The following is a 12,976-nucleotide window of genomic DNA, read 5'->3' as shown; positions in this document are numbered from 1 at the left end:
GCAAATGGTGGGCGACGCGGAAAGGGCGTGGTCCGGGATGATTGGAACAGACTGCCGCGTCAGGTCATGGGTGGACAGGAAAATAGGAACGAATTTTGCATGCCTGCCATTCATTTTTGGTCGGGTAGGCCCATCCAGCCGGGATGGTTCTGTTCGATATAGGCCAGGCAGCGGTCCACGCCGCGACGCAGGACGGCGATGTCCTCGGACAGCAGCAGCATGCCCAGCGGCAGCATCCAGAGCCCCAGAAACGGAAGGATGAACAGGAAACCGCCTAGAATCAGAAGCCCGCCCGACAGCAGGCGCCAGTGCCGGCGTGATGGCACCCGCAGCCACGTCACCGCCCCGCGCAGGCGGTGCGGCGCACGCGCCAGCAGCAGGCCGATCCGGCGCTCGCGTTCGGTCGGTGCGGTCAAGACGACGGAACAGGTCATCGCTGTAACACTCTTTTGTTGTGACGCGCTGCGCGGGAAAGAGAAGAGATTGTGCGTCATATAGGAACGAGCGGGTTGGGGCCGCCAGTCAGACCAGCCGGTTGGATGCGGACCGGGACAGGCGTCGCCGCCGAACGTGGGACAGGGATTCTGCACTCTACCCACGACATAAAATGAAAAGATACGAGGAAAGGTTCCATGATCGATCACAGCCGAATCCGGAATGCGGCCTTCCGGGCAAAAGTAACGACTGCCGAGGAGGCTGCTTCCCACATTCGCCCCGGCGCCATGGTCGGCATGAGCGGCTTTACGGGGTCGGGCTACCCCAAGGCCGTCCCCCAGGCGCTGGCGGCGATCATGGGCGTCGAGCACGACAAGGGAAATCCGTTTCGCATCCGCCTGTTCACTGGCGCCTCGACAGGGCCGGAACTGGATGGGGCGCTGGCGAAGGTCAATGGCATCTCGTTCCGCATGCCCTACAATTCGGACGCCACGCTGCGCGGCCTGATTAACAAGGGCGAGGCCGAATATCTCGACATGCATCTCAGCCATGTCGCCCCGATCGTCTGGCAGGGCTTCTGCGGCGAAATGGACGTCGCGGTCATCGAGGCCGTCGCCATCCGCGAGGACGGCACCATCGTCCCGTCCTCGTCGGTCGGCAACAACAAGACGTGGATCGAATCCGCGCGCCAGGTGATTATCGAGGTCAACAGCTGGCAGGATGCGGCGCTGGAGGGCATGCACGACATCTGGTACGGCACCGCCCTGCCGCCCGAGCGCCAGCCGATTCCGTTGCTGCGGCCGGATGACCGGATCGGCCAGACGACGCTACGGGTCGATCCGTCCAAGGTCGTCGCGGTTGTCGAGACCTTTGCCCCGGACCGTAACGCCCCGTTCTCGCCCCCCGATGCGGCGGCCAAGGCGATTGCCGGCCATCTGATGGAATTCTTCCGCCATGAGGTCGCGCGCGGGCGGCTGCCGCAGTCGCTGCTGCCGCTGCAATCCGGCGTGGGCAACGTCGCCAATGCGGTGATGGGTGGCCTGGAGGAAGGCCCGTTCGAGGATCTGACGGCCTTCACCGAGGTCATTCAGGACGGCATGCTGGGCATGCTGGAGTCCGGCAAGATGCGCGTCGCATCGGCCACGGCATTCTCCCTCAGCCCCGAGGCCGCCGAATCGCTGAATGCGCGCATGGCCGAATTCCGGTCCAAGATCATCCTGCGGCCGCAGGACATCAGCAATCATCCCGAACTGATCCGCCGCCTGGGATGCATCGCGATGAACGGGCTGATCGAATCGGACATCTACGGCCACGTCAATTCGACCCAGATCATGGGGTCGCGCGTGCAGAACGGCATCGGCGGTTCGGGCGACTTTGCGCGCAACGCCTACATCTCGGTCTTCATGACGCCGTCCACCGCCAAGGGGGGCAAGATCTCGGCGATCGTGCCGATGGCGTCGCATGTCGATCATATCACGCAGGATTCTCAGGTCCTGGTGACCGAGCAGGGCCTGGCCGACCTGCGCGGCCTGTCGCCCAAGCAGCGCGCGGAAACCATCATCAGGAACTGCGCGCATCCCGATTACCGGCCGATGCTGCAGGATTACTTCAAGCGCGCGAAGGAAGGTTCCTACGGCCTGCAATCGCCGCACCTGCTGAAGGAATCGCTGTCGTGGCACCAGCGGTTCATCGAAACCGGCTCGATGCTGCCGACCTGACGGACAGCGCCCCCCGACCCCATGCGGGTCGGGGGATGCCATCCACGATCGGGGTCCGGGCCCTCAGGCCGTGGCGTTCGCCCGGGCCTGTCCGGCCATGGTCGAGGCGTGTTCCAGGTCGACGGACAGGACACGGCTGACCCCGCGTTCCTGCATCGTCACGCCATAAAGCCGGTCCATATGCGCCATCGTCAGTTGATGGTGCGTGACGACCAGGAAGCGCGTGCCGGCCTCGGCCACCATGTCGCCCAGCAGGGCGCAGAACCGGCCTACGTTGGCATCGTCCAGCGGCGCATCCACTTCGTCGAGGACGCAGATCGGTGCGGGGTTGCAGCGGAACACCGCGAAGATCAGCGACAGGGCGGTCAATGCCTGCTCGCCGCCCGACAGCAGCGACAGGGTCGCCAGCTTCTTGCCCGGCGGCTGGGCGTAGATTTCCAAGCCAGCCTGCAACGGATCGTCATTGCCCACCATGCCCAGATGCGCCCGGCCGCCATTGAACATGCGGGCGAACAGGGCCTGGAAATGCTGGTCCACCTCGGTGAACACCGCCAGCAGCCGCTCGCGCCCCTCGCGGTTCAGGGCGCCGATCGACCCGCGCAGGCGGGCGATGGCGGTTTCCAGCTCGTCCTTTTCGGTCTGGATGACGGCGATGCGGGTCTCGGCCTCGTCGGCTTCCAGTTCGGCGCGCAGATTGACCGGCCCCATGTCCTCGCGTTCGCGTGCCAGGCGGGCGATCTTGCGGCGCAGGCTGCTTTCGGCCGCTTCCGTCAGGTCGGGTGGCACGACGCCGGGCGGTTCGGGCGTTTCGGTCAGAAGCTGGGTCAGGATGGCTTCGGCCTGTTCGTGCCGCCCTTCGGCGCGCAGCAGACCCTCGCGGGCGGTCGCCAGCGCCGCGTCGGCGTCCCGCCGGCCGGCCTGGGCCTGGGACAGGGCGGCTTCGGCCGCCGCAAGCGCGCCGGTGGCCGCCTCATGCGCGGCCTCGGCCCGCAGCAGGGCCTCGCGCGTCGTCTCGCGCGTGCGGACGACTTCGTCGGGCAGGGCGGACAGGCGCGCATGTTCGGCACGGGTGGCGTCCAGCCGTGCAGCGGTTTGCCCGGCCTCGGCGGCGGCGGCGTCGTGCCGGGCGGACCAGTCGGCGATGGCGTCCCGCAGGCCCGCGAGGCGCGCCTGCGCCGTCTGGTCCTCGCCGGCCAGGGCGGCGCGGCGTTCGCGGGCGGTGTCCTCGGCCTGGCGGGCCGTCGCCAGCCCCTGGCGCAGGGTCCGGATCTGTTCGGCGATCGCATCCGGGTCGGGCAGGGTCGCCTGTTCCGTGACGATCCGCGCCAGGGTCTGGGCTGCGTCGTCCCGTTCCTCGGCCAGTGTCGCCAGCCTCGGCGCCTGGGCCTCGATCGCGCTGCGGGTTTCGATCAGGGTGGTCTGAAGGGCGGACTGGGCGGATTGCGCCTGTTCCAGCGCCTGCTCGGCGTCCAGCCGGTACTGGCGCGCGGCGTCCAGCGCCTGCGTCGTCTGCGCCACCTGCGACTGGGCGGCGGCCAGGGCGGTTTCGGCGTCCTGGACCGGGGGCAGGCCGGACAGCGCCTGTTCGGCCGCCTGCCGGGCGGCTTCGGCCTGCTCGGCCTCGCGGACGATGCGCTCCAGTTCGGGGACGATCGTGGCCAGGCGGGTTTCGGCCTCGTCATGGCGGGCCGTGGCGTCTCCGGCGTCGCGCCGGGCGGCCTCGAGCGTCGTTTCGGCCTGGCGACGGGCCTCGCGGGCCGCGCTTTCCGCCGCCTGCGCGGCCTGTTCCCGCTGGCGGGTGGCGTCATGGTCGTGCCGCAACCGGGCCTCGTCCGGAAGGTCGGACAGGGCCTGTCGCGCGGCGGCCAGCGCGGCCTCGGATTCGGTCCTGGCCTGGACGGCCTGTTCGTGTTGCGGCAGCACGGTGTCCAGCCGCGCGCGGACGGTGGCGTCCAGCCGGCTGATCTCGGCTTCGTCCGCGCGGGTCTGGCGCAGGATGGCCTCGATCCGCGTGCGCTCTGCCCGGGCCTGGGTTACGGCCTCGGCGGCCTGGGCGCGGGCGGATTCGGTCGCGGCCTGATCGGCCTGCGCGGCCGGCAGATCCGCGCGGCGGGCCGCCAGCGCCGCCGTGGTTTCGCGCAGGCGGTTGCGCTGTTGCAGCAGCAGCGCCGCGCGGCTGGGCAGGCCCGGCGCCAGCCGATAGCCGTCCCAGCGCCAGAAGGCGCCATCGCGGCGCACCAGGCTCTGGCCGGGATGCAACTGCACCTGCAACGGCGCGCCATCCTCGCCGTCGGCCAGCAATCCGATGGCGCCCAGCGCCCGGGCCAGGGCCGGCGGGGCCGTGACCAGCGTGGAGAGCGGCACGGTGCCGTGGCCCGGAAGCCCCTGTGTTGCGATTTCCGGCAGGCGATGCCACAGGCGCGGGGTGTCCGGCTGGATCGACGCATCCAGCCCGTCGGCCAGGGCGGCGGCCAGGGCGGCTTCCAGCCCGTCCGGCACCGTGATGTCGTCCACGACCCCCCGGATACCGGCATCGCCTTCATCGGCTGCCAGCGCCTGTGTCAGCCCGTCGGCCTGGGCCTCGAGCCGCGAGAGGTCGGCCTTGACGTCCGACAGATGCTGCGCCGCCGTGTCGCGTGCGGCCGTGCGGGCGGCCAGATCGGCCTCGGCGGTGTCCAGCGCCTGCCCGGAGCGGGCGACGTCCTGTTCGGCCTGCTCGCGGGCGACGCGTGCGGCGATCAGCCTGTCGGGGTCCACCGCCCCGGCACGGGCCTGCGCCAGGTCGCGGTCCAGCGCCTGGAACCGCGCCACCGCGCGGGTGTGCGCCGATTCGGCGTTTTGCAGGGCGGAGGCCAGACCGGCGCGCCGGGTTCCGGCCTCCTGCACCCGGGCGCGGGCGTCGATCTGCGCGGCCGACGCGGCCTGCCGGTCCAGTTCCGCCTGCTCGAGGGCGGCGCGGGCCGTCGCCAGGGCCGATTCGGCCGCCGTCAGCCTGTCGCGCAGGGCGTCGCGCCGATCCTGCGCGACCTGCTGCGACAGCGCGTCGGCCTGGCGGCGTTGCAGGGCCTCCTGTTGCCTGTGCAGGGCGGTCGCACGTTCCGCTGTCTGGGTCAGGCTCTGTCGCGCGTCGCCGTGCAGGCGTCGGGCCTCGGCGGCCGCGTTGCGGGCCAGGTCGGCCGCCAGTACGGCGTCGGCCTGCGCCTGTGTGGCCTGTTCCAGCCCGGTCCGCGCCTGCGCCAGCGTTTCGGACGCCACGGCCAGGGCGGCGGCGTGGGCGTCCAGCGTGTCCTGGTCGGGAAGGGACTGGCGTAGCGTGTCCAGTTGCGCCGCCAACTGTCCGTATTGCGTCTCCAGGCGCTGATGGCGGGCCAGGGCGTCCCGGTGGGCCTCGGCGGTCTGGCGGATGCGGCTGTGCGTGGTGCCGGCGTCGGCGGTGGCGCGTTCCAGCGTGTCTTCGGCGGCGCGGACGCCGGCCGTCGCTGCCTGCAATGCCGCATCGGCGTCGGCGATATCGGCCGGCAGGGTGGCCAGCCGTGTCTCGATGGCGTGACGTTCCGCCTGAAGGCGCGACACATTGTCCTGCGCGTCGGTCTGCCGGGCCTGGGCGGCCTGATGGTCGCTTTCGCCCTGGCGGAGGCGTTCGGTGGCCGCCGAGGCCGCCTCGGCGGCGCGGTGTTCTTCCTGCGCGATGCCTTCGGCGATCAGTTTCTGGCGTTCCAGCACCGTACGGCTTTCGTCCGTCCGGGTCCGCAGGGCGGGAATGTCGCGATTGGCCTCGAATTCCGCGATGACGGCGCTTTCGGCCGATTCCTCAGCCTGGGTCAGGGCCTGGCGGGCCTGGCGGGCGGTGGCCCCCGCACGTTCGACCGCCAGCCGGGCGCGGGCATGCAGCAGGGCCAGCAGCGTGGTTTCGGCCTCGCGCAGGCCGGAGGATATCTCGCGGTAGCGGCGGGCCTGCTGCGACTGGTCGCGCAGATTGTCCAGATGGCCTTCCAACTGCACGCGCAGGTCGTCGGCGCGCGACAGATTGGTTTCGGTGGCGCGCAGCTTCAGTTCCGCCTCGTGCCGGCGGGCGTGCAGGCCGGTGATCCCGGCGGCTTCCTCGAGGATCGAACGCCGTTCCTCGGGCCGGGCGTTGACCAGGGCCGAAACACGTCCCTGGCTGACCATGGCAGAGGACCGCGCGCCGGACGCCAGGTCGGCGAACAGGGTCTGCACGTCGCGCGCGCGAATGGGCTTGCTGTTGACGCGGTAGTCGCTGCCGGCCCCGCGTTCGGCGCGCCGGCTGATCTGCAATTCGTCCTGGTCGTGCAGCGGCGGCGGGGCAATGCCGGTCGTGCCTTCCAGCGTCAGCGTGACCTCGGCCAGGTTGCGCGCCGCGCGGGCGGCTGTCCCGGCGAAGATCAGGTCGTCCATTTCCCCGCCGCGCAGCGACCGGGCGGAGGATTCGCCCATCGCCCAGCGCAGGGCCTCGACGACGTTGGACTTGCCGCACCCGTTCGGGCCGACGATGCCCGTCAGCCCCGGCAGGATTTCGACCGAAACGGGGTCGGCGAAGCTCTTGAACCCGACGATACGCAGCCGGACGAAACGGGCGGTCATGGAACCGGAAGCCGGATCAGGCGGCCGAGGCGACCTGCTGGGCGAAGGCGTCGTAGGTCATTTCCTGCCCGATCTGGACCTTGTCGTTGAAGCGGAAGGTCGGCGTGCCCTCGATCTTGTAGAGCGCCTGCGCGCGGTTTTCCTCGTCCATGATGGCCTGGCGCAGCGTGTCGTCGGCGACCGTCTTCTGGAACAGGTCGGCCGGCATGCCGGCCAGCGCGGCCATCTTCTGCAACTCGTCCTGCGGATTGACGTCGCGCGCGAAGGCCCAGCGGTCCTGGCTGGACAGCAGTGACAGCACGAAGGGCTCGTACCGTTCCGGCGGCAGGGTGCGGGCGACCATGGCGGCCATCAGGGCGATCTGGTCGAGGGGGAAATCGCGGAAGATGTAATAGACCTTCCCGGTGTCGATCAGCTTGGTCCGGACCTCGGGGAAGACTTCGGACGCGAAGCGCGCGCAATGGGTGCAGGTGAGGGAAAACCATTCCTCGACATGAACGCGGGCGGCGGGGTTGCCCGCCGCGCGGACGGACATGCGCGGATCGGTGGCCGCCCGGGCCGTGCCGGCGACCAGCTGCGGCCCGAACAGCAGGGCGGGGGTCGCGGTTGCAAGCAGGGTGCGGCGCGTAACGGACATGGCTGAACGGTCTCCGGCAGGCTGGGACGAAGGGGTCGCGTGAAAGGGGACAGAGCCCACAAAGCGCGTGAACGTCAAGGTGCGCGCGTAACGGCGGCCAGCGACGGCGTGGTCGCCCCGGTCGGCCGCCCGGCCCACCATGCCGACAGGGCCGAGCCCGAGATATTGTGCCATACTGAAAAGATCGCCCCCGGCAACGCGGCCAGCGGGCCGAAATACAGGCGCCCCAGCGTGGCGGCCAGGCCGGAATTCTGCATGCCGACCTCGATCGCCAACGTCCGGCAGGTGCTTTCGTCCAGGCGCAGCAGGCGGCCGCCCCAATAGCCGCCCAGCAGGCCGATGCCGTTGTGCAGCACCACGGCCAGCAGGATCACCGGTCCGGCAAAACCCAGCGCCGGGCGCGTCGCCGCGACGATGGAGCCGATGATCGCCATGATCGCCACCATGGCGACCAGCGGCAAGGCGGGCTCGACGCGCCGGACCAGGCGGCCGGCGAAGGCATTGACCGCGACGCCGCCGATGACGGGCAGGGCGACCAGTTCGACGATGCTACGCAGCAGGCCCCAGACATTCACCGCGACGTCGGTCGAGACATACAGGCGGGTCAGGAACGGGGTGGCGACGATGCCCACCAGGGTCGAGAGCGTGCTGATGCTGACGGATAGCGCGACATCCCCCCGGGCAAGATAGATCATGACGTTCGACGCGGTTCCGCTGGAGACGCTGCCGACCAGGATCATGCCGACCCTGAGGGCGGGGGGCATGTCCAGCAGCCACGACACCAGCCACGCCGCCAGCGGCATGACGGTGTAATGCAGCCCGATCCCGGCCAGGACCGGCGCGGGACGCACGGCGATGCGCCGGAAATCCGCCGCCGTCAGCGTGACCCCCATCGTGAACATGACGAAGGCCAGCAGCGGCGTGATCGCGGGCGACAGGGCCAGAAACGGCCCCGGCGCGCCGATCGCGGCGGCCGAGACCAGGATCGCCCACAGGGGAAACAGGCGGGTGAGGATCTGCAAGAATGAGGGTCCGCGTGTGGGGGCCGGACGAGCGCGCGCCCGGCCGGCCATAGGGATCAGGGGGGCGGGACCGGCGGCGTGGGCAGCCGGACGCGCACCTTGCGGATATGCAGCGAATCGGCGTCCAGCACCCGGAAGACCAGGCCGCTGCCGTGGGTCAGGACCTCGCCGCGCGTCGGCACGTGCCCTGCGAGGAAGAAGACCAGTCCGCCGACCGTCTCGATTTCCGCCTCGCGCTCGGCTTCGGTCAGGATCGGGCCCATGCGGGCCTCGAACTGCGCCACCGGCATCCGGGCATCGACGTCGAACGTGCCGTCCGGACGTTCCTGGATCAGCACGGCGGTCGGTTCGTCATGTTCGTCGGAAATGTCGCCGACGATGGTCTCCACCAGATCCTCGATCGTCACCAGGCCATCGACGCCGCCGTATTCGTCGATGACCAGCGCCAGATGGACGCGCCGCTGGCGCATCTGCAACAGCAGGTCCAGCACCGGGATCTGCGGCGCCACCATCAGGGGCTGGCGCAACAGGGACTCGACATTGAAGGCTTCGCTGGTGCCGGCGTAGGCGATCAGATCCTTCACGTGGATCATGCCGACGATGTCGTCCAACTGTTCGCGGTAGACGGGCATGCGGGAATGGTTTTCCCGCCGCATCAGCGCCAGCGCGTCGTCCAGGCTCAGGGCCACCGGCATCGCCACGATGTCGGCGCGGGGGATCATCACGTCGTCGGCGGTGATCCCGCGCAGGCGCAGCACATTGGCGATCAGCGCGCGTTCCTGACGGTCCAGTTCCGAGGCCTCGCCGTTGCCGTCGCCTTCGGCCTCGTCGGCTTCCTGAACCAGGGCGGCGATCGAATGGCGCAGCCCCTGTTCGACCCGCCGTCGCCCGAACAGCGCGCGCAGGCCGCGGCTGCGCGGTCTGGCGGCCGGCGCGGCGTCGTCGGCCCGGGCCGACCCGTTCTCGGGCGGGGCCGGGTCGGGCGGAGGGCGGTTCATTGGTCGCCCCCCGCCATGCCGGCCCGGTTTTTCCACGGGTTCGGGACGGCGAGACGTCCGAGAATCCGGGATTCCTCCATTTCCATCTGTCGCGCCTCGCCGGCCTGGTGATGGTCATGGCCGCGCAGATGCAGGATCCCGTGGACCACCAGGTGCATCAGATGATGGCGGATCGGGCGGCCGGCGGCCCTGGCCTCGCGCCGGACGGTGTCCAGCGCGATCATGACGTCGCCCCCCGGCTGCCCGGCCGGGTATTCGAACGTCAGCACATTGGTCGGCTTGTTCTTGTTCCGGTGCCGGGCGTTCAGCCGCCGGATGGCGCGATCGCTGTCCAGCACGATGGTGATGGGCGCCGGTCCGCCGGCCTCCCACGCCGCCCGGACGGCACGCTGGACAAGCGCCCCCACCCGGGGGACGGCGCCATGCCAGCGCGGATCGGCCACGATCACGTCGACTTCCGCCTCGTCACGAGGCAAAGGGGGGGAAAAGCCGACGGCCGGACCGGCCATCGGCGATATTTCCGGGACTCCGTCAGGACTGGCGGAGTTCTGGCTACTTCGAGGTTCCATTGTTCTCCCGGCGCGCCCTGCTGCGGGACATATCCCTTTCGGCCGCCGCCCGCTGATCATAGGCGTCCACGATGCGCGCGACCAGCGGGTGACGCACGACGTCGCGGGATTCGAAGCGCGTGATGCCGATTCCGGGCAGGCCCTCCAGCGTATCCACCGCGTCGCGCAGGCCCGACGGCACGCCATGGGGCAGGTCCACCTGGCTGAGGTCGCCGGTCACCACCATGTGCGTGCCCGTGCCCATGCGGGTCAGGAACATCTTCATCTGCGCCGAGGTGGTGTTCTGCGCCTCGTCGAGGATGACGAAGGAATGCGCCAGGGTGCGCCCGCGCATGAAGGCCAGCGGCGCCACCTCGATTTCGCCGGTGCCCATGCGGCGCACCACCTGATCGCCCGGCATCATGTCGTGCAGGGCGTCGTACAGCGGGCGCAGATACGGGTCGATCTTGTCCTTCATGTCGCCGGGCAGGAAGCCCAGCCGTTCGCCGGCCTCGACGGCGGGGCGGGACAGCACGATCCGGTCGACCTGACCGGCCTGGAGCATCGCCACCGCCTGTGCGACGGCCAGATAGGTCTTGCCGGTGCCGGCCGGCCCGACGCCGAACACCATTTCGGTCTGGGCCAGCATTTCCATGTAGGCGGCCTGGCCCGCCGAGCGTGGGGCGATGGCGCCCCGCCGCGTGCGGATCGCGGGAAGGTTGGAGAGGGACAGCAGGCTCGTGCCTTCGGGGGACATGCTCGACCTTCCTTCCGTCGCCGGATGGGACATGGGGGAACGGGCGGGAGCGGCCATGCGGATTGCCGCCTCGATTTCGGCGGTATCCAGCCGGGTTCCGGATTCCAGCTTGCGGTAGAGGCCGGTCAGGGCGAGGCGGGTGCTCTCGACACGTCCGGCCTCGCCGTTGATGGCGATGCGGTTGCCGCGGCAGGACAGCCGCACGCCGAATCCGCGTTCGAGAAGAAGAAGATGACGGTCATGATCCCCGACGAGCATCGCCAGCAGGGCATTGTCGTCGAACTGAAGGGTAACCGTCCGCATGGTGTCGGAACCATGCCGCGACGGATCCTGGGGGAGGGGGGCGCCTGTCGGGCGCTGGCCGGACAGGACCGGTGATACCGTCTGTTCTCTCAAGCGAAGGCTCTCTCCTGCACGAGGGTTCCACTCAGTGAATTGGTCAATCTTTCAGCGATCTCCACGTCTGTGATCTGGCCGATCAGGGTGTCCGGTCCGTCGACGTGAACGGCCTGCAGATAAGGCGACCGGCCGGACATCTGACCCGGCTTGCGCCCGCGCCCCGTAAACAGGACCGGAAGGGTGCGTCCCACCGTCGTGTCGTTGAAGGCGTCCTGCTGCGTGCGCAGCAGGGCCTGCAGGGCCTGCAGGCGCGCGTCCTTCACCGGCTCGGGCACCTGCAGGGCGGCGCCGGCGGCCGGCGTGCCGGGACGGGGGGAATATGTGAACGAGAACGCCTGCGCGAACCCGACATCGCGGATCAACTGCATGGTGGCCTCGAAATCGGCGTCGGTCTCGCCGGGATGGCCGACGATGAAGTCGGACGACAGGGCGATATCCGGCCGGGCCTCGCGCAGGCGGTGCACCAGTTCCAGATACTGCGCGGCGGTATGGCCCCGGTTCATCGCGTCCAGGATCCGGTCCGACCCCGACTGCACCGGCAGGTGCAGGAACGGCATCAGCGCCGGCAGGTCGCGATGGGCCGCGATCAGCGCGTCGTCCATGTCGCGCGGGTGCGAGGTGGTGTAGCGGATGCGCGCCAGCCCCGGGATGGCCGACAGGGCCTCGGCCAGGCGGGCCAGGCCCCAGATGCGCCCGTCCGGCGCCGCGCCGTGATAGGCGTTGACGTTCTGGCCCAGCAGCGTGATTTCCCGCGCCCCGGCATCGACCATGCGCCGCGCCTCGGCCAGCACCGACGCCACGGGGCGGCTGGCCTCGGCCCCGCGCGTGTACGGCACGACACAGAACGAGCAGAATTTGTCGCACCCTTCCTGGATCGTCAGGAAGGAGGTGACGCCGCCGGGCGTCTGCGGGGCCTGGGCGTCGGGCAGGAAGTCGAATTTCTGTTCGGCCGGGAAGTCGGTGTCGATCACCGCCCCTGCCGCCCGCGACGCCCGCGCCACCATTTCCGGCAGGCGGTGATAGGTCTGCGGCCCCAGGACGATGTCCACAAACGGGGCTCGCGCCAGGATTTCCCGGCCTTCGGCCTGCGCCACGCATCCGGCGACGGCCAGGACGGTCTTGTGTCCCTCGGTCGCGCGCGCGTCCTTGACCACGCGCAGCCGGCCGAGTTCGGAAAACACCTTTTCCGCCGCGCGGTCGCGGATGTGGCAGGTATTGAGGATGACCATGTCCGCCGCATCGGGCGTGTCCACCGGCCGGTAGCCCAGCGGCCGCAGGACATCGGTCATGCGCGCGCTGTCATAGACATTCATCTGGCAGCCCCACGTAATGACATGGAGGCCCTTGCGCCTGTCCTCGGGGGCGGCATCCATGGCGGGGGGGCAGTCAGAACGATCGGTCACGGCTGAAACTTTCTCGGCGCACCGCCGGACCATCCCGCGCGGTCGCGGGAACACATCATATGCGCGGAGGTCCGGGTCAAGGCCCGGCACCTGCAAGGCCGGAAGCCGCCAGACCGGGATATGGCAGGATCATCGCGTGGCGGACCTCCATCAGGCGATGCCGGTGGCCGCGGCATCCCTGTTCATGATCTGGCAAAAGAAGCCCCGCCCTTGTCAAGGCAACTCTCCGAGTCTCGCATCAAAAAAACATCCGGCCGGCCTGCCGGGCAACAATTTTTTATCGTCTTGTCAAATGGCTGCCGTATAAACAAGGCAGGAAGGCCGTCGCGGGACGCGACCGTCGGAAAGCACAGAGGCAGGGCTCGGACACATTGACAGCGTCACGGCACCCCAAGGCGATTTCACGGGAAAACGCGGCAGGGGCTGGGGGCGGCGATCAGGGGCGGGGGGGGCGGCG

General features: G+C 69.7%; 9 protein-coding genes. 1 reads left to right on the top strand and 8 read right to left on the bottom strand.

The window, feature by feature from the left end; all coding sequences use genetic code 11:
* Nucleotides 1-110: 110 nt before the first annotated feature.
* Complete coding sequence (locus HLH21_RS07065) at nucleotides 111-416, bottom strand: hypothetical protein (protein ID WP_246379369.1); 306 nt, start codon at nucleotides 414-416, stop codon at nucleotides 111-113.
* 216 nt (nucleotides 417-632) lie between these two features.
* Here HLH21_RS07065 and HLH21_RS07060 point away from each other — a divergent pair, with 216 nt between their 5' ends.
* On the top strand, nucleotides 633-2,153 hold the full coding sequence (locus tag HLH21_RS07060; RefSeq protein ID WP_182942738.1) for an acetyl-CoA hydrolase/transferase family protein: 1,521 nt from the start codon (nucleotides 633-635) through the stop codon (nucleotides 2,151-2,153).
* A 63-nt stretch (nucleotides 2,154-2,216) separates the two neighbouring features.
* Here the strand turns inward: HLH21_RS07060 and HLH21_RS07055 are convergent, their stop codons facing one another.
* From HLH21_RS07055 to miaB, 7 genes are all read right to left on the bottom strand, one after another.
* Complete coding sequence (locus HLH21_RS07055) at nucleotides 2,217-6,755, bottom strand: AAA family ATPase (RefSeq protein ID WP_182942736.1); 4,539 nt, start codon at nucleotides 6,753-6,755, stop codon at nucleotides 2,217-2,219.
* A 16-nt stretch (nucleotides 6,756-6,771) separates the two neighbouring features.
* Nucleotides 6,772-7,392 (bottom strand): thioredoxin domain-containing protein, encoded by a 621-nt coding sequence (locus HLH21_RS07050; protein ID WP_182942734.1) that lies wholly within the window; start codon nucleotides 7,390-7,392, stop codon nucleotides 6,772-6,774.
* 74 nt (nucleotides 7,393-7,466) lie between these two features.
* Nucleotides 7,467-8,414 (bottom strand): ketopantoate/pantoate/pantothenate transporter PanS, encoded by a 948-nt coding sequence (gene panS, locus HLH21_RS07045; RefSeq protein WP_281375020.1) that lies wholly within the window; start codon nucleotides 8,412-8,414, stop codon nucleotides 7,467-7,469.
* 56 nt (nucleotides 8,415-8,470) lie between these two features.
* On the bottom strand, nucleotides 8,471-9,412 hold the full coding sequence (locus HLH21_RS07040) for a hemolysin family protein (protein WP_182942730.1): 942 nt from the start codon (nucleotides 9,410-9,412) through the stop codon (nucleotides 8,471-8,473).
* Nucleotides 9,409-9,921, bottom strand: a complete 513-nt coding sequence (gene ybeY / locus HLH21_RS07035; protein ID WP_246379368.1) for an rRNA maturation RNase YbeY — start codon at nucleotides 9,919-9,921, stop codon at nucleotides 9,409-9,411. Before ybeY ends, HLH21_RS07040 begins: the two co-directional genes overlap by 4 nt.
* 43 nt (nucleotides 9,922-9,964) lie before the next feature.
* Nucleotides 9,965-11,020: a PhoH family protein gene (locus tag HLH21_RS07030; protein ID WP_182942726.1), complete on the bottom strand. Its 1,056-nt coding sequence runs from the start codon at nucleotides 11,018-11,020 to the stop codon at nucleotides 9,965-9,967.
* Between the two features lie 89 nt (nucleotides 11,021-11,109).
* Nucleotides 11,110-12,489, bottom strand: a complete 1,380-nt coding sequence (gene miaB / locus HLH21_RS07025) for a tRNA (N6-isopentenyl adenosine(37)-C2)-methylthiotransferase MiaB (RefSeq protein WP_246379387.1) — start codon at nucleotides 12,487-12,489, stop codon at nucleotides 11,110-11,112.
* Nucleotides 12,490-12,976 lie beyond the last annotated feature (487 nt).

It is taken from the genome of Gluconacetobacter johannae, assembly GCF_014174305.1.
GTDB classification, from domain to species: Bacteria; Pseudomonadota; Alphaproteobacteria; order Acetobacterales; family Acetobacteraceae; genus Gluconacetobacter; species Gluconacetobacter johannae.
This window is presented reverse-complemented; position numbering and strand designations above follow the sequence as displayed.